The organism is Pseudomonas lactis, from assembly GCF_001439845.1.
Taxonomy (GTDB): domain Bacteria; phylum Pseudomonadota; class Gammaproteobacteria; order Pseudomonadales; family Pseudomonadaceae; genus Aquipseudomonas; species Aquipseudomonas lactis.
This window is the reverse complement of record NZ_JYLO01000002.1, coordinates 421,877-439,729: the sequence shown is the minus strand read 5'-3', so window position 1 is coordinate 439,729 and position 17,853 is coordinate 421,877. Positions and strand designations below refer to the sequence as shown.

Annotated in this window: 14 protein-coding genes; 8 read left to right on the top strand and 6 right to left on the bottom strand. The window is 60.9% G+C overall.

Annotation, left to right across the window (positions count from 1 at the left end; genetic code table 11):
• Window positions 1-112: 112 nt before the first annotated feature.
• From TX24_RS04845 to TX24_RS04830, 5 genes are all read left to right on the top strand, one after another.
• Complete coding sequence (locus tag TX24_RS04845) at window positions 113-748, top strand: RluA family pseudouridine synthase (protein WP_003192838.1); 636 nt, start codon at window positions 113-115, stop codon at window positions 746-748.
• 195 nt (window positions 749-943) lie between these two features.
• The gene (locus tag TX24_RS04840) at window positions 944-2,233 is read left to right on the top strand and encodes a M18 family aminopeptidase (protein WP_003192841.1); all 1,290 of its coding nucleotides are present in this window, start codon (window positions 944-946) and stop codon (window positions 2,231-2,233) included.
• A gap of 190 nt (window positions 2,234-2,423) precedes the next feature.
• A complete protein-coding gene (locus TX24_RS32100; RefSeq protein ID WP_164692207.1) occupies window positions 2,424-2,600 on the top strand; it encodes a hypothetical protein in 177 nt (58 codons plus the stop codon).
• A gap of 72 nt (window positions 2,601-2,672) precedes the next feature.
• On the top strand, window positions 2,673-4,838 hold the full coding sequence (locus TX24_RS04835; protein ID WP_034136087.1) for a mechanosensitive ion channel family protein: 2,166 nt from the start codon (window positions 2,673-2,675) through the stop codon (window positions 4,836-4,838).
• Window positions 4,839-4,854: 16 nt separating this feature from the next.
• Entirely contained in the window at window positions 4,855-6,201 is a 1,347-nt protein-coding gene (locus tag TX24_RS04830) for an amidohydrolase (RefSeq protein WP_003192845.1), read from the top strand.
• A gap of 109 nt (window positions 6,202-6,310) precedes the next feature.
• Here the strand turns inward: TX24_RS04830 and TX24_RS04825 are convergent, their stop codons facing one another.
• From TX24_RS04825 to TX24_RS04805, 5 genes are all read right to left on the bottom strand, one after another.
• Window positions 6,311-6,535: an MbtH family protein gene (locus TX24_RS04825; RefSeq protein WP_003192847.1), complete on the bottom strand. Its 225-nt coding sequence runs from the start codon at window positions 6,533-6,535 to the stop codon at window positions 6,311-6,313.
• Between the two features lie 82 nt (window positions 6,536-6,617).
• Window positions 6,618-8,018, bottom strand: a complete 1,401-nt coding sequence (locus TX24_RS04820) for an aspartate aminotransferase family protein (RefSeq protein ID WP_057709802.1) — start codon at window positions 8,016-8,018, stop codon at window positions 6,618-6,620.
• Window positions 8,019-8,546: 528 nt separating this feature from the next.
• On the bottom strand, window positions 8,547-9,314 hold the full coding sequence (locus tag TX24_RS04815; RefSeq protein ID WP_057709801.1) for an N-acetylmuramoyl-L-alanine amidase: 768 nt from the start codon (window positions 9,312-9,314) through the stop codon (window positions 8,547-8,549).
• Window positions 9,315-9,436: 122 nt separating this feature from the next.
• Complete coding sequence (locus tag TX24_RS04810; protein ID WP_057709800.1) at window positions 9,437-10,756, bottom strand: ATP-binding protein; 1,320 nt, start codon at window positions 10,754-10,756, stop codon at window positions 9,437-9,439.
• Window positions 10,756-11,436, bottom strand: a complete 681-nt coding sequence (locus TX24_RS04805; RefSeq protein WP_032895992.1) for a response regulator — start codon at window positions 11,434-11,436, stop codon at window positions 10,756-10,758. The genes TX24_RS04810 and TX24_RS04805 overlap by 1 nt, the downstream gene beginning before the upstream one ends.
• A 175-nt stretch (window positions 11,437-11,611) precedes the next feature.
• Here TX24_RS04805 and dsbD point away from each other — a divergent pair, with 175 nt between their 5' ends.
• The 3 genes from dsbD to dsbG are packed head-to-tail and all read left to right on the top strand — an operon-like array spanning window position 11,612 to window position 14,921.
• Window positions 11,612-13,339: a protein-disulfide reductase DsbD gene (gene dsbD / locus TX24_RS04800; protein WP_057709799.1), complete on the top strand. Its 1,728-nt coding sequence runs from the start codon at window positions 11,612-11,614 to the stop codon at window positions 13,337-13,339.
• Window positions 13,339-14,184, top strand: a complete 846-nt coding sequence (locus tag TX24_RS04795) for a TlpA disulfide reductase family protein (RefSeq protein WP_057709798.1) — start codon at window positions 13,339-13,341, stop codon at window positions 14,182-14,184. The genes dsbD and TX24_RS04795 overlap by 1 nt, the downstream gene beginning before the upstream one ends.
• Window positions 14,160-14,921 carry a thiol:disulfide interchange protein DsbG gene (gene dsbG, locus TX24_RS04790; RefSeq protein ID WP_044274929.1) on the top strand — a complete coding sequence of 254 codons (762 nt, stop codon included), beginning with the start codon at window positions 14,160-14,162 and terminating at the stop codon, window positions 14,919-14,921. The genes TX24_RS04795 and dsbG overlap by 25 nt, the downstream gene beginning before the upstream one ends.
• Before the next feature lie 74 nt (window positions 14,922-14,995).
• On the opposite strand, the gene TX24_RS04785 is transcribed toward dsbG, so the two are convergent.
• Window positions 14,996-17,722, bottom strand: coding sequence for a hypothetical protein (locus tag TX24_RS04785; protein ID WP_003192863.1), 2,727 nt, complete (start codon window positions 17,720-17,722; stop codon window positions 14,996-14,998).
• Window positions 17,723-17,853 lie beyond the last annotated feature (131 nt).

Here is a 17,853-nt window from a genome sequence, read left to right as displayed (position 1 = left end):
GTTTAACCTCAATGAACGCAGTGCCGATAAGTTCTTCGCGAGCAAGCTCGCTCCTACAGGGTGAGGGGGCGGTCAGTGGAGCCGCCGTTGGTGTTTGTTACGAGGCTGTTTAATGCCGCTGTCCAATATCCATATCCTGCATCAGGACGACGCTGTCCTGGTGGTGAACAAGCCCACCCTGCTGCTCTCGGTGCCTGGCCGCGCCGACGACAACAAGGACTGCCTGATCACCCGCCTGCAGGAAAACGGCTACCCCGAAGCCCGCATCGTCCATCGCCTGGACTGGGAAACTTCGGGGATCATCCTGCTGGCCCGGGACGCGGATACCCACCGCGAACTGTCCCGCCAGTTTCACGACCGCGAAACAGAAAAGGCCTACACCGCCCTGGCCTGGGGCCAACCGGCACTGGACAGCGGCAGTATCGACCTGCCCCTGCGCTACGACCCGCCGACCAAGCCCCGCCATGTGGTGGACCATGAGTTCGGCAAACATGCGCTGACCTTCTGGAAAGTGCTGGAGCGTTGCGGCGACTGGTGCCGCGTGGAGTTGACACCGATCACCGGGCGTTCGCATCAGCTGCGCGTGCATATGTTGTCCATCGGGCATCCGTTGCTGGGTGATGGCTTGTACGCCCATGAACAAGCCTTGGCCGCCTGGCCACGCCTGTGCCTGCATGCAAGCATGCTCAGCTTCACCCATCCGCAAAGCGGCGAGCGCCTGCGCTTCGAGTGCCCAGCGCCTTTTTGAAGGGCGGATGCGGTCAAATGTGGGAGCTGGCTTGCCTGCGATAGCGGCGTGCAAGCCAATACATCTTGCACAGAAAGACCGCTATCGCAGGCAAGCCAGCTCCCACAGGGTTTGGTGTGGTTCTCGACCCTGCACGCTCACTCCAAATATCTGGCCAATACGGTAAACTCTCGCCACTGCTGTCTGGAGCTATTTATGCGCGAAGCGTTGAATCAAGGCCTGATCGACTTCCTCAAGGCCTCCCCTACTCCTTTTCATGCCACTGCCGCCCTGGCCCAGCGCCTGGAAGCCGCCGGCTACCAGCGTCTCGACGAGCGCGACACCTGGGCCACCGAGGCCAACGGTCGCTACTACGTGACCCGCAACGATTCCTCGATCATCGCCTTCAAGCTCGGCCGCCAATCGCCGCTGCAAGATGGTATCCGCATGGTCGGCGCCCACACCGACAGCCCGTGCCTGCGGGTCAAGCCCCAGCCGGAGCTGCAACGCCAGGGCTTCTGGCAACTGGGTGTGGAAGTCTACGGCGGCGCGCTGCTGGCACCCTGGTTCGACCGCGACCTGTCCCTGGCCGGGCGTGTCACCTTCCGCCGCGATGGCAAGGTCGAGAGCCAACTGATCGACTTCAAGCTGCCGATCGCCATCATTCCCAACCTGGCCATTCACCTCAACCGTGAAGCCAACCAAGGCTGGGCGATCAATGCCCAGACCGAGCTGCCGCCGATCCTCGCGCAGTTTGCCGGTGACGAGCGCGTGGACTTTCGCGCCGTGCTCACCGAGCAGTTGGCCCGCGAGCATGGGTTGAATGCCGATGTGGTGCTCGACTACGAGCTGAGTTTCTACGACACCCAAAGTGCCGCCGTGATCGGCCTCAATGGCGACTTTATCGCTGGTGCGCGCCTGGACAACCTGCTGTCGTGCTACGCCGGTTTGCAAGCCTTGCTCACCAGCGACACCGATGAAACCTGCGTGCTGGTGTGCAACGACCACGAAGAAGTCGGTTCCTGCTCAGCCTGCGGTGCCGATGGTCCGATGCTGGAACAGACCCTACGTCGCCTGCTGCCCGAAGGTGAAGAATTCGTACGCACCATTCAGAAATCCCTGCTGGTGTCGGCAGACAACGCCCACGGCGTGCATCCCAACTACGCCGAGAAACACGACGCCAACCACGGCCCGAAACTCAACGCCGGCCCGGTGATCAAGGTCAACAGCAACCAGCGCTACGCCACCAACAGCGAAACCGCCGGGTTCTTCCGCCACCTGTGCATGGCCCAGGAAGTGCCAGTGCAGAGCTTCGTGGTGCGCAGCGACATGGGCTGTGGCTCGACCATCGGCCCCATCACCGCCAGCCACCTGGGCGTGCGCACGGTGGACATCGGCTTGCCGACCTTTGCCATGCACTCGATCCGCGAGCTGTGCGGCAGCCATGACCTGGCGCACCTGGTCAAGGTGCTGGGCGCGTTCTACGCCAGCCGCGATTTACCCTGAGACCGAGGCGCGCCCATTGCGGGCAAGCCCGCTCCCACATTTGATCTGTGAATGCATTTCAGTGTGGGAGCGGGCTTGCCCGCGATGGGTTTCCAAACAGATGTAAGGCTATCTGACTCACATCAACTGCACTTCTGCCAATCCGGCCTAGACTTGTCAGAACTTCCAGTCCGACAAGGCCGCCCCCGCCATGATCTCAATGTCCTCCTTCCACGCCATGCTGATCCCCATCGTGATCGGCATGATCATGCTCGCGGTCGGCTTCAACTTTCGTGACAAGCCTCTGGGCGTGTTTGGCATGTGGATCGGCATGCTGTTGATCCTTGGCACCGTGCTCTACAAGATCCTCGCCAAACTGGCGCAGTGACAAATGCGCTCGCATTGGGCATAGCGGCCTCGTACACTCGGTCAATTCGTCGTTTTCAAGGTTGACCGCCTCGTGTTCTCCCGTCTGTTTGCCCTGCCCTGCTACCTGCTGATCGCCCTGCTCACGCTGCTGCCAGTGATGCCCGCCCAAGCCGTGGGCTTGCCCGGGATGCTGGGCGGCTCCAGCAAGACCCAACCCCAGGCGGAAGTGCCCCTGGGGCAGTCGCTGGACGAAGTGATCAAAACCCTGGAAAACGACCAGCAACGCACCCAGTTGCTCAGCGACCTGAAGAAACTGCGCGCCGCCACGCAAAAGGCCCAGCCCGCCGCCGAACTCGGGGTACTCGGGTTGATCGGCAGTACGCTGTCGGGCTTTGAGCAGCAGTTTTCCGGCGCCGACAGCCCGTTGGGGCGCTGGTCCAATGAAGTCGACCTGGCCAAGGATGAACTGGCCGCCCTGATGCTGCCGGCCAGCGAATGGCTGCCGATCATCTTCGGTTTTGCCGTGATCCTGGCCGTATGGAGCCTGCTGGCCGCTGCGCTGATCTGGCTCAGCCATCGGGTGCGCGAGCGTTTCGGCCTGCCCGAAGAGCTGCCCCAGCACCCGCGCACCTGGGACATGCTGCGCTTCGCCCTGCGCAAGCTGGGCCCATGGCTGATCGCCCTGGTGATCACGGTGTACCTGAGCTACGCCCTGCCCTCATCCCTGGGTAAATCGTTGGCCATGGTGCTGGCCTATGCCTTGGTGGTCGGCACCTGCTTCTCGGCCATCTGCGTGATTGCCTTCTCCGTACTCGACGGCCCGCACCGCCACCGTGCCCTGTATATCCTGCGCCATCAGGCGTTCCGCCCGCTGTGGTGGATCGGCAGCTTTGCCGCCTTCGGTGAAGCCTTGAGCGACCCGCGCCTGGTTGCCGCGCTCGGCCAGCATCTGGCCCACACCGCCGCGACCGTGGCCAATGTCATGGCGGCGTTGTCCACCGGGGTGTTTATCCTGCGGTTCCGCCGTCCGATTGCGCACCTGATCCGCAACCAGCCGCTGTCGCGCCGACTGACCCGCCGCGCCCTCACCGATACTCTGTCGATCATCGGCACCTTCTGGTACATCCCGGCTCTTCTGCTGGTGGGCATCTCACTGTTCGCCACCTTCCTGTCGGCCGGCGACACCAGCACCGCCCTGCGCCAGTCGTTGCTGTGCACGGTGCTGCTGGTGTTGTGCATGGTGATCAACGGCCTGGTGCGCCGCCACGCCCTCAAGCCGCACCGCGGGCACAAGCGCCATGCGCTGTATTCCGAGCGCCTCAAAGGCTTTGTCTACACCCTGGTGCACCTGGTGGTGTGGCTGGTATTTATCGAACTGGGGCTGCGGGTCTGGGGCCTGTCGATGATTCGCTTTACCGAAGGTGAAGGCCATGAAATAGCCGTAAAGCTGTTCGGCCTCGGTGGGACCTTGTTGTTTGCCTGGCTGATCTGGATCCTCAGCGACACCGCGATCCACCACGCCCTGACGCGCTCGCGCAAAGGCTTGGCCAACGCCCGCGCGCAAACCATGATGCCGTTGATCCGCAACGTACTGTTCGTGACCATTTTCATCATAGCCGCCATCGTCGCCCTGGCGAACATGGGCATGAACGTCACGCCCTTGCTGGCCGGTGCGGGTGTGATCGGTATCGCCATCGGTTTTGGTGCACAGTCGCTGGTGGCGGACTTGATCACCGGCCTGTTCATCATCATCGAAGACTCCCTGGCCATCGACGACTACGTGGATGTGGGCGGCCATCTCGGCACGGTGGAAGGCCTGACCATCCGTACCGTGCGCCTGCGCGATATCGACGGCATCGTGCACACCATCCCGTTCAGCGAAATCAAGAGCATCAAGAACTACTCCCGGGAGTTCGGCTACGCGATCTTCCGCGTGGCGATCCCCTACAACATGGAAATCGACGACGCGATCAAACTGATGCGCGAGGTCGGCCACGCCATGCGTAACGACCCGTTGCAACGCCGCAATATCTGGTCGCCGCTGGAGATCCAGGGCGTGGAAAGTTTCGAGTCCGGCAGCGCGATCCTGCGCGCACGTTTCAAGACCGCGCCGATCAAGCAGTGGGAAGTGTCGCGGGCGTTCAACCTGTCGCTCAAACGGCACCTGGATGAAGCCGGGCTGGACCTGGCAACGCCGCGCTTGAGCGTGCAGGTGCTGACCGCCGGCAGCGTGCAGGAGAAAGATCCACAACAATAAGCAAGGAGAGGTTGGTATGCGAATGAACGGTCTTACACACCAATGGGTTTTGGGGTTGCTCGGCGCGGTTGCGAGCAGTGCCGTGGTTGCCGCCAGCAGCGGCCAGGACAGTGCCCGGGAGGAAATTGCCGCCCAGGCAAAAATCCTCGAACCCAGCCTGTTGGAAACCCGCCGCGATATCCACGCCCACCCCGAACTGGGCAATACCGAAACCCGCACCGCCGAGTTGGTCGCCAAACAGTTGCGCGAACTCGGCCTTGAGGTGAAGACCGGGGTGGCCCGCACCGGCGTCGTCGCCATCTTGAAAGGTGCGCTGCCCGGCCCGACCGTGGCCCTGCGCGCCGACATGGATGCGCTGCCGGTCAAGGAAGTCGCCGACCTGCCCTTCGCCTCCAAAGCCAAGGGCACCTACCTGGGCAAGGAAGTCGACGTGATGCACGCCTGCGGCCACGACGCACATACCGCTATCCTGCTGAGCACTGCGAAGATTCTTACGGGGATGCGCGAGCGCCTGCCCGGCACCGTGGTGTTTTATTTCCAACCGGCCGAAGAAGGCCCCAGCGACTTTATCCCCGACGGCAAGAACACCTGGGGCGCGAAGATGATGGTGCAGGAAGGGGTAATGAAAGCGCCCAAGCCGGATGCGGTGTTTGGCCTGCACGTATGGGCCGGTGTGCCTGCCGGGCAAATCGCCTATCGCCCGGGCCCGACTTTGGCCAGCTCCGATGACCTGCGCATCAAAATCCTCGGCAAACAGACCCACGCCGGCCGCCCCTGGGACGGTATCGACCCGATCACCGTCGGCGCGCAAACCATTGTCGGCCTGCAGACCGTGGTCAGCCGCCGTACCGATATTTCGTCATTCCCCTCTGTGGTGAGCATCGGCACCATCAACGGTGGCACTCGCTACAACATCATCCCCGAGTCGGTGGACATGAGCGGCACCATTCGCTCCTACGACTATGGCATTCGTCAGAAGCTGCATGCAGACGTGCGTCAAACCGTAGAGAAAATCGCCGAAAGCGGTGGCGCCAAGGCCGAAGTGACAATCATCGAGAAGTACGACCCCACCATCAACAACCCGGCGCTGACCGAGAAAATGCTGCCGAGCCTGCGTTGGGCGGCTCAGGATGATGTGGTGCAAGGCCCATTGGTAGGTGGCGCCGAAGACTTCTCGTTCTATGCCAAGGAAGCGCCGGGGCTGTTTGTGTTCCTGGGGGTGACCCCAAGGGACCAGGACATGAGCAAGGCGGCGCCGAATCACAACCCAGGGTTCTTTGTGGATGAGTCGGCATTGGTGGTGGGCGTGAGGACACTGGCGTCGTTGGCGACGGATTACCTTTACACCCACACCCCCCTGTAGGAGCGAGCTTGCTCGCGAAAAACTTCAGAACGCCGCGTTTATTCAGGGTAAACGCGGCGTTCTTGCGTTCTTCGCGAGCAAGCTCGCTCCTACAGTGTATTGGGGTGAATCAGTTGGCGAGGGCCGCGCCATCCATTTTCTGGCGCAGGCTCAGCGGGCGCATGTCAGTCCAGACTTCCTCGATGTAGGCCAGGCATTCTTTCTTCATGCCGCTCTTGCCCACGGTGCGCCAGCCTTCTGGCACGGCCTTGTAGTCGGGCCAGATCGAATACTGTTCTTCATGGTTGACCACTACCTGAAAGAGGATGTCGTCGCGGTCAAATACTGAGGTCATTGCTGTTCTCCGTCGCTCAAAGGCTGGCTGCGCACCACGCGCAGCACTGATATCTGTAGAAACGTACCAAGGGCCTGGAAAATTAGACGCTGGCCACGGCCGCCGCCAAGGCGCGCCCGAAAATCTCGGCCACCTGGTCGACTTCGCCAGCGGTGATCACCAGCGGTGGCAGGAAACGCACCACACTGCCATGGCGCCCGCCCAGTTCCAGGATCAGCCCGCGCTTGAGGCATTCGCGCTGCACCAGCGGTGCCAACTGGCGATGCACCGGTGGGTGGCCCTGACTGTCAGGCGTGCCAGTCGGGTCTACCAGCTCCACCCCCAGCATCAGCCCACGCCCGCGGATATCCCCCAGGTGCGGGAAGTCGCGCTGCAGGATGCGCAGGTGTTCGCCCAGGCGCTCGCCCATGGCCGCCGCATGGCCTGCCAGGTCGTGATCCTTGAGGTAGCGCATCACCGCCGAGCCCGCCGCCATCGCCATTTGATTGCCGCGAAAGGTCCCGGCATGGGCACCCGGCAGCCAGGTGTCGAGCCACTCGCGATACACCACCACCGCCAGCGGCAGGCTGCCGCCAATGGCTTTGGACATGACCACCACATCCGGGATGATGCCAGCGTGTTCGAAGGCAAACATTTTGCCGGTACGCCCAAAGCCACTCTGGATTTCATCGACGATCAACGCCACCCCCGCTTGCGCGGTGATACGGCGCAGGCCACGCAGCCAGTCGAGGTCCGCCGGGATCACACCGCCCTCACCCTGGACCACTTCGACAATCACCGCCGCCGGCAGCAACACGCCGGCTTCCGGGTCGTTGAGCAGGTTTTCCAGGTAATGCAGGTTGACCCGCACACCTTCGGCGCCACCCAGCCCAAACGGGCAACGGTAGTCATACGGGAATGGCAGGAATTGCACCCCGTTGCCGAGCAATGCGCCCAAGGGTTTCTTCGGCCCCAGGCTGCCCATCAGACTCAGCGCGCCCTGGCTCATGCCGTGATAGCCGCCCTGGAACGACAGCACGGTGCTGCGCCCGGTGGCGGTGCGCACCAGCTTCAACGCGGCTTCCACCGCATCGGTACCGGTGGGGCCGCAGAACTGGATTTTGGCTTCCCGCGCCAGTTCCGAGGGCAGCAAACCGAACAGGTCCTGCACGAATTGATCCTTGACCGGCGTAGTCAGGTCCAGGGTGTGCAGGGGCAGTTCGTCGCTCAACACTTGCTGGATGGCCTGGATCACCACCGGGTGGTTATGCCCCAGCGCCAGGGTGCCGGCGCCGGCCAGGCAATCGATGAACCGGCGCCCCTCCACGTCTTCCACATAAATGCCCTTGGCGCGCTTGAGCGCCAGGGGAATGCGCCGTGGGTAGCTGCGGGCGTTGGATTCCTGCTGGCGCTGACGGGCCAGCAGCGGGCTTTCGTCAAACTGATAGAGCGTTTCCGCGGCCTGCACCGGGGCGTCTTCGATACGGCTGGTAGCGACTGACATCTCTGGATCCCTCAATACGCTGATGATGGTGACCAAACTGCCGATCCGTTGGCGTCTGGCCCAAGGGCATGCGCACGGATTTCCTGTTGTGGAGACGCTTCAGGTGCACGGGGATTTAGGAGGTTGGTCGGATATTTACCGACTATGCAGTTCGCCGCAGCCACCGCTAACCACGATGCGAAGCGAGCCGCTCTTGATCTGCTTTTGATCTCAGGCGCCCCGTTAAACCACGCTGGCCGTAATCCGCCAGTGATTTGGGGCGAGGACCTTTTGGTTACTTTTGGCTGGGCCGGCATTCCGGTCCTTCCAAAAGTGACCCGCTGTCAGAGCGGAACCCTAAGTGGCCGTTACCGCAGCAATGGATATGTACTCGGTATAACAGTGTCGGCTGGCAGGCCGTCATCGCAGGCAAGCCAGCTCCCACAGTTGGATCGCGGCGCGTCAGGTAGATAAGCGTCGGCTGTCAGGTCGTGTTCGCAGGCAAGCCCCCTCCCACATGGGGGACCCACATTTGAACAGTGCTCGGCATCAAATCCCACGGTACTTTTCGTTCAGTGCATACAAGATCGCGCAAGTCTCTGCATCCAGGAACCCACAATAATCCAGTGGCCGAAAGTGCATCTGGAACGCTCGGGTACGCTGCTCAAAGGCCTGGCGATTCTGCGCGGGCTTATAGCCATACCGCTGAAACGCCCGCTCCACTTCCACTTCCGGCGGCAAGCCGAGACAAAAGCGGCGCTGGTACATCGCCCGGGTCGATTGATCAAACCAGGCCCCGATGCCGGCCTCATGCAGCACACGCCAGGGCAGCCGAGGCCCCGGGTCGCTCTTGCGCCAGTAGGCCACATCCGAATGCCCGAGCCAGTCAGTGGGGCCGACCTGCGGATAGCGCTCCAGCAAGTCGCGAAGCAATTCAATCAGTACGTCAATCTGTGCCAACGTGTATTCAGGAAAGGTAAAGACGCCGGCGTCATCCCGCGCCAGGTTGACGATTTCAATGCCCATCGAGCGGCTGTTGAGGTCAGCCTTCCCCGCCCAATAGCTCACGCCGGCATGCCAGGCGCGCTGGCCCTCGTCCACCAGGCGAAACACCCGCAGTTCTTCATAACCGGCGGCGCGGTAGCTGGGTTCATCAGGGTCGGGCAGCAGATAGTGAGCGCTGACGCCATCTTGAGTGAGGGTGCGTAGCGAGGAAGCAAAGGGCGAAGCGGTGTAGTGCAAAACCACCTGTTGCACGGTTTCGCCGCGGCGGTCGTTGAAATCCCTGGCGGGGAAACTGGTGTCGATCACCAACATAAGAACGGTCCTTTTCAATTCAGGCCGACTCATTCGGCCCGTTCAAGCGCAAAAAAATTACCGCCATCCTGAAGGCTTGAGCCTCAGGCGGGCGGTAATTATTTGCCACGTGAAAAGTCAGTTCAGCGCCGCAATGGCATGCCCAGGTCGACCCGCATACCGTCGGGCTGGCTGTCAAAATGCAACGAGCAGGAGCAACGTTGCACAATCGCCTGGACAATCGCCAGGCCCAGGCCACAGCCTTCGCTGCTGCCATTGCGCCAGAAGCGTTGGGTGAGGTATTGCAGGTCTTCGCTGGAGATCTGCTGGCCATGGTCACGCACGCGGAACACCACGTTATCCGGGGTAGAAAACACCTGCAGTTCCACGCGAGTCTCGGCGGGGGTATGGCGCAAGGCGTTGTCCAGCAGGTTACGCAAGGCCGCGACGGCCAGGCCCACGGGCATTTCTACCGGAACGTGGGAGAGATCCGGCGCCAGGATCAGATCGATACGGGAATTGTCACCGGCGTTGGCATCCTGGATCGCCAACCGGGCGACTTCCTCGGCACTCGATTGCAAGCCATCATCAAACGACAGGCTGCCTTCCACCCGCGCCAGCAACAACAGTTGCTCCAGGGTGCGATGCAAGCGGTCGGCGCCCTCCTCGGCGTGCGCCAGGGACTGGTCGCGGGCCGCGCCCTCGGTCATGCGCGCGACTTGCAGGTGGGTCTTGATCGCGGTCAACGGGCTGCGCAGTTCATGGGCGGCATCACCGGTCAGGCGACGTTCGCGCTCGATGGTCTTGGCGATGCGTTGCAGCAGTTGGTTCTGGGTGTCGAGCAACGGTTTGAGTTCGCTGGGCAGCGGGTGAATCTGCAAGGGTTCGAGGGAATCGGCACTGCGCCGCATCAGCGCGTCACGCATACGGTTGAGCGGCACCAGGCTCTGGCCGATGCCCAGCCACAGCAGGCACAGGCAGCCCAGCAACGCCACGCCGACCGGCACCGACGCCGCCAGCAGGATCGACAGGTTGAGGGCTTCGCGCTCCACCTGGCGGTCGGCGGTGGTGATCAGCAAATCGCCACGGGACAGGGTAAAACTGCGCCAGCCCACACCGTCGATGATCTGGTCGCGAAAACCGCTGCGGCGCGACTCCAGCCCTTCCTCCGGCGTGGTATGGCTGCGCGCCAGGATCTCGCCGCGCAAAGAACTGACCTGGCAGGCCATGCCGCCCGGCACATTCAGTTGTTCGGTGCGCAAATGCGCGCCACCGCTGACGCTGGCCAGGCCCGGCATCTGCTCGGTGAGCCCGGCCACCATGCGCGCCGAAGCCACCAGGCGCTGGTCCAGGGAAAACATCATCTGGTTGCGCAAATCGTTGAGCATCCAGGCGGCCGCCAGCACCCAGATCAGCACAAAAGCGGCGCCCAGCTTGAACGTCAGGCGCAGACGCAAGCTCATCACGGCGTGTTTTCTCCCCCATCAGCCGTGCCCAGGCGATAGCCCAGCCCCCTGACGGTTTCGACGATGCCGTTGCCCAACTTGCGTCGCAAGTGGTGGATGTGCACGTTGAGCGCGTTGCTTTCCAGTTCGTCACTGAAGCCGTAGACGCTGTCCTTGAGCTGTTCGCTGGACAGAACGCGGCCCTTGTTGTGCAACAGCGCCTGCAACAACGCCTGTTCACGCCGGGACAAATCTACCGGCTGGCCGCCGAGGAAGGTCTCGCGGCTGCTGGGGTCGTAGGCCAGGCGGCCATGTTCGATCAGGTTGACGCTACGGCCTGCCACCCGGCGCAGCAGGGTTTGCAGGCGCGCGGCGAGTTCACGCAGGTCAAAGGGCTTGAGCAGGTAGTCGTCGGCGCCGGCTTGCAGGCCGTCGACGCGATTGGTCACCGAATCCCGCGCGGTGAGGATCAGCACCGGAATCTCCAACCCCTGGCTGCGCTGTTGTTGCAGCAGCTTGAGGCCGTCTTCGTCGGGCAGGCCAAGGTCGAGCACCATGATGTCGAAGGCCGCAGCCTTGAGCATCGCCCGCGCAGCCGAGGCCGTGGCCACGCGCTCCACGGTAAAGCCTTGGGCGGTCAGGCCGGCCACGATGCCACTGGCGATCAGTTCGTCGTCTTCACAGACCAGTACGTGCATGGTTAACCCTTCATGAAAGATGGCGCGATTAGAAAAGCCACGGATTAAGCGCGCATTATGCCGCTAAAGTTCGCAACACCGGACAATCCCTACACTCTAGAATAGCGGTGGTTAATCATCGGTTAATCAACGCCACACATTGTGTGCCTCACTTGCATCGAACTAAGGCTTGACCATGCGGCATCTGTTTACCTTTCTGCTGGTGTTGTTCGCGGGATTCGCCCAGGCAGCGCCGGGCAGCCCCTTCGAAACCAAACCCGACTTCCTCCCGGTGGGCAAAGCCTTCGCCTTTACCTCCGAACGTCTTGAAAGCGGCGAAACCCAGCTGTTCTGGCAGATTGCCGACGGTTACTACCTGTACCAGCAGCGCATGAAGTTCGACGGCCTGGCCGAAAAACCCGTGCTGCCCGAGGGTGAAGCCCATAGCGACGAGTTCTTTGGCGAGCAGCAAGTGTATCGCCAGGGCCTGGAAGTAAAGATCCCCGCCGGCACCACCGGCCAGGTCAAGCTCGGCTGGCAGGGCTGCGCCGATGCGGGCCTGTGCTATCCGCCGCAGTCGATCACCGTGGACCTGGGCGGCAACCCGGCCGTCGCCGCCACCGCGCAAGCCCAGGATCAAAGCCTGGCCAGCGGCCTGCAACAGCGCAGCCTGGGGTGGAGCCTGCTGGTGTTCTTCGGCCTGGGCCTGCTGTTGGCGTTTGCACCCTGCTCGTTGCCGATGCTGCCGATCCTCGCCGGCCTGGTAGTGGGCAGTGGCGCCAGCCCGCGCCGTGGCTTTGCCCTGGCCGGCAGCTACGTCGTGTGCATGGCGCTGGTATATGCCGCCTTGGGGGTGATGGCCGCGTTGCTCGGCGCCAACCTTGCCGCACTTTTGCAAACACCGTGGATCCTCGGCAGCTTTGCGGCGTTGTTCGTGCTGCTCGCTCTGCCGATGTTCGGCTTCTTTGAATTGCAACTGCCCGCCTTCCTGCGCGACCGCCTCGATAACGTCAGCCGCCAGCAAAGCGGTGGCAGCCTGGTGGGTGCAGGGGTGCTCGGCGCATTGTCCGGCCTGCTGGTGGGGCCGTGCATGACCGCGCCCCTGGCTGGCGCCCTGCTGTACATCGCCCAGAGCGGCAACGCGCTGCACGGTGGCCTGATCCTGTTTGCCATGGGCATCGGTATCGGCATTCCCTTGCTGCTGCTGGTCACCGTGGGCAATCGCTTCCTGCCCAAGCCGGGCACCTGGATGAATGTGCTCAAGGGCGTCTTCGGCTTCCTGTTCCTGGGCACCGCGGTACTGATGATTCGCCCGGTGGTCGGCGACAGCCTGTGGATCGGCCTGTGGGGCGCCTTGGCGCTGGTGATGGCGTACTGTGGCTGGGCGCTGGCCCGTGAGTCCGGCCTGGCGGCCAAGGTATTCGGCGCCGGTTCCCTGGTACTGGGCCTGTGGGGCGCGGTGCTGGTGGTGGGTGCGGCCGGTGGCAGCGATGAGCTGTGGCAGCCGTTGAAGGTCTACAGCGGCTCGCGGGTCGCCGATGTACCCAGCGCTCACGATGCCTTCACCACGGTCAGCGACCCGGCAGTATTGCAAAGCCAACTCGACAGCGCCAAGGCCCAGGGCCAGTGGGTGCTGTTGGACTACTACGCCGACTGGTGCGTGTCGTGCAAGATCATGGAGAAACAGGTGTTTGGCAAACCCGAGGTGATGGACGCGCTCAAAGACGTGCGCCTGTTACGCCTGGACGTCACCGCCGACAACGCCGCCAGCCGCGAGCTGCTGGGCCGCTACAAAGTGCCGGGGCCACCGAGCTTCGTGTGGATCGGCCCGGACGGTGAAGAACGCCGCGCCCAACGCATCACCGGCGAAGTAGACGCCGCCGCCTTCCTGCAACGCTGGACCCAGACGCGGGATGCCCTCTGATGCTGACCCTGACCATCGGCACCTTCGCCATCGCCCTGAATCACCTGCTGCTGATCAGCGCACTGATTCTCGCCACCCTGGTGGGCTGGCGCGTGGCCAAGCGCGGCGGCGAGAACCCGGAGTCGGTGCTGTTCAGCCTGTTCCTGCTGGGCCTGCTCGCCGCCCGGGTCAGCTTTGTGCTGATGTACTGGAGTTATTACAGCAACGACTGGGTGGAGATGGTCGACCTGCGTGACGGCGGCTTTCTCGCCTGGCCCGGGATCATCGCGCTGATCCTCGGCGCGCTGGTCTACGGCTGGCGTCGCCCTGCCCTGCGCAAGCCGCTCAGCGCCGGGGTGATCACCGGCCTGTTGTTCTGGGGCATGACCAGCCTGTCCCTGAGCCTGTATGAAAAAGGCACGCGCCTGCCGGACATCACCCTACGCAACGCCAATGGCGAAGTGGTGCAACTGGCGGATTATCAGGGCGGCCCGCTGGTGATCAACCTGTGGGCCACCTGGTGCCCGCCGTGCCGACGCGAAATGCCGGTGCTGGAAAACGCCCAGCGCATGCGCCCCGACGTGACCTTCCTGTTCGTCAACCAGGCCGAAAGCATGCAAAGCGTCAGCACCTACCTGGCCACCCAGGGTCTGAACCTGGACAACGTGCTGTTCGACGCCAGCGGCCGCCTCGGCCAGGCCGTGGGTTCCATGGCGCTGCCGACTACGCTGTTCTACCAAGCCGATGGGCGCCTGATCAACAGCCACCTGGGCGAACTCTCCGAAGCCAGCCTGGCCCGCGCCATGGAACCCTTCGACAACGCCACGATAAGGAAACCGACATGCCTCGCCTCCGCCACCTGCTGACCCTGCTGCCGTTGACGCTAGCCGCTGCGCTGGCCCAGGCCGAAGACCTGCCGGCCCCGATCAAACAGATCGAAGCCAAAGGTGCCAAGATCATCGGCAAATTCGACGCCCCCAGCGGCCTCACCGGCTACGCAGCCCAGTACCAGAACCGTGGCATGGCCCTGTACTTGACCGCCGACGGCAAAAACGTCATCGCCGGCAACCTGTACGACGCCCAGGGCAATGACCTGAGCACCGCGCCCCTGGAAAAACTGGTGTACGCGCCGATGGCCAAGGAAGTCTGGGCCAAGATGGAAAACAGCAGCTGGATCCAGGACGGCGATAAAAACGCGCCGCGCACCGTCTACCTGTTCAGCGACCCCAACTGCCCGTATTGCAACATGTTCTGGGAACAGGCCCGCCCATGGGTCAAGGCCGGCAAGGTGCAGTTGCGCCACATCATGGTCGGCATCATCCGCGAAGACAGCCCAGGCAAATCCGCCGCCCTGCTCGCCGCCAAAGACCCGCAAAAAGCCCTGCAAGAGCACGAAGCGGCCGGCAAGGGCAGCAAGCTCAAGGCCTTGGAAAAGATCCCGGCCGAGGTCGAGGCCAAGCTTGATGCGAATATGAAGCTGATGGATGAACTGGAGTTGTCGGCGACGCCGGCGATTTTCTATCTGGATGACAAAGGGGGGTTGCAGCAGCAGCAAGGCGCGCCTTCGCCGGATAAGTTGGTGAAGATACTGGGGCCGAAGTAGCGTAAAAAAGAAATGCTCCCGCGTTACCGGGAGCATTTTAAAAAAGCACTAGGCCGACAAGCCGGCCCACTTAGTCAGTAGTAGAACTGGAAGCTATCCAAATAAGAGTGCTGTTGGCTGACGACGCTAATTTTGCTGATTAACTTCCCATCCGGGGCGCTGAAGTCTACCCAGCTATTGACTGGCAATCCCGAGCGAGTTCCAAGGAGTTCGCCGTTTCGGCCATAGAAATAGCACACCCCGTAATAGGCATTGCGCGTAAAAGCAAACCTGACACGCAGATACTCACGCTTCAGAAATAGGTCAACTGATTGAGAGGGCGTCGGCCCCTCAGTGCCAGTGGAGCAACTCAATGCGATGGCATTGCCTGAGGTCATTCCAGGAACAGCTGGTGAAGCCGCATGGATACCGACGATACCGGACCTGGCTGTAATGGTCATTGTCGGCGCCTGTGCTGGAGAGCCCGCCGGAAAGTAACCCGGCAGCGTAGTCGTAAAGTCCTCGGTGACTAACGTGATCACGCGCACGACCAGTGTCCGCGATGGACACACCACATTCTCATTCAAGCTAGCGTCCGTTGCCACACTGAATGTCAGCGTCAACTGGGTGTTGTCTTTTAATTTATCTAACTCGGATCGCAGGACTGGATATCCCACCCCCTCTGTTACCTCCTGGGGTGTAATGGTCCTGTCGGCATATATATCGAACGTATAAGGGCTGTCGTTTTTATCCGTTCCCTTTGCCCGCAGCCAACACTTCTGGCCTGCCCGCAAAAACCACATAGGGTCTTCGTGGGAGTTGGCATTCCCGGCAAATATTCTGGTGTCCAAGATGGCGTTCTGGGTCTCTGGCGGCGTCGCCTCCAGCACGTTCGGAGCATTCAGCCGTGTGGGCAGATTGATCTTCAAATTCAGCGGCAATGAAGTCTGGGCCTTCTCCCTACAGGTGGTGGTCACGGTGTAAATAATCTTCGGGGTTTTGCCCATGCTCTCGATCACGGCTTCAGCAGGCAGGAGAAATTTGACAACGCCTTCACGACTGCCGGGTTGAGGCTCCAGTGTCCAGTAGAGTCCGTTGGGTCTCTCCCAACATAGAGCGATCTCATGTTTTCCGCTCATACGCAAGTAACTGACAGTCACTTCCAGGCCATCCCTAGCGTTCCACGGCTCCAATTCATTGTCTTGCGCCTTGTCGACGGTGGGTTGGAGCAGCACCAGGTCTTCCTGGATGATATGGAACTTCGCGGCCGGAGTTTCAATAGCGTCTGATCGTTCAGAGGCTTCGCAGAAGCTAAAGGCAAAATGCAGTTCAAAGTCACTGCAATCGTCCATTTTTTGCAGCTTATCTCTGGGGATAAATGTTTCAACGCCTTTATTCATCCAGTCCTCGGTAACAGGCTCCTTGATCAGAATATCAGACCGATAGTCACTTCCGTGCTCATGCGTACCTGTGATCCACGCCCAGCAATAATTGGCGCAGGTGGCATAATCCCCTATCTGAACAAACGCCGTTGCGTCCTCAGAGAAAATATTGAGATTGACCTTACCGTGGGTCGCCTCTGCAATCTCCGACTGTGAAAGTTTAGGTTTAAGTACATTGACCACTCGCTCCGGAGACTGTGGTTCAGGCCCCATCAAGTTAGGAAATCGAACGGTATAGCTCAGCGCCATCGGCTTGTTAAAGAAACAGGCAATCACACAGCGTGGCAACTTGACCGATGCCTGCTCTCCATCGTTTTGAATCTCTACGCAGCCAAGTGACTTTGATCCGTACCCGGGCCCACTTACGTAAAAGCAGATCTGATCACCTGCATAAGTGTCCAGCTCCGGCGCGTCTACATCTCCCCCGTTTTTTGTGAGTTCGGGGTTAAGGCACCACTTATCGTCGAAAAAAGCAGACTGTCGCAAGTGGGGAGGCTGCAAATCTTCCAAGCCTTGATCCCCAATGAATTGAGCGGTACGACGATACTGGATATCAAGAGCATTCGCTGGAAGAAAGGTCTTCTCATCGGGGTTATCAGTGTCCTTCGGCGGTTCGGCCGGCAAGCCACTGGTAATCCAACCCGCGTGGCAAGTGATCGCTTCTTCGGTTGGTTTTTGACGTGCAAGCCAACCACGAGGAATGGAGAACTCAAGGTTTTGGCCTGCTTTTATATCTTCGAGCGTTAATGCATATCCGTAAACTACAAGATAGGAGGCGGGGTTTTTCTCAAATTGCGTCGTAATGACACTGCAGTAAATTTTATCGCCTTCTTGCGCAAGATCGGGAATCGGTATGTCAACCTTCTCGTCCCCTTCGTGATCGTGCATGTCGTACCTTGGTGTATTTTCGACTATTTTTTCATCTCTCAACTTAGGCGCTAACGCTTTACTCTGCTCTGCGGGGTAAAAGTTCACCGTTACGTACTTGGCCAGTGAAACCGCTGGTTTGCCGCCCACCGCTCCCTCGTACCATAAAACCAGTGTGAACCTCATGGCCCTGGTCAGGTACTTCAGAGGAATCGGAATTTCTCTGGTGCCCGACACCCCACTTGAGTCGACAATCGGCTCAAACGTTATGTCCGGTTCTTCTTCTATCCTGAATTTTACGATGATGTCCGACCTGTCCATGCGCGAATCGACAGTCAGGTATGAGCCTTTCTTCATCGCTTCCGTAGTAATCGTCCCGTACAGCTCACTGGAAATGATTGGCGCTGCAACTTCCAGCGCCTGCGGTTGTGCTGTAATTGATTCAAGGTTTTGTGGCGTTGACGCATTGTCGGTACTTGAGGGGGTTTCAGGAGTGGAGGTTTGCTTGGCCATTTTCAGAACTCCGTGTTCAAAAGAGGTAGGTATCCTCGACCCGCCCAACCCGGCCAAGGAACTCCCTTAAGTGAGTCCTATTTTTCCTCTCCCGCCTACTGTCAGAATTGACAGTTCTGGCTAAAAAAAAG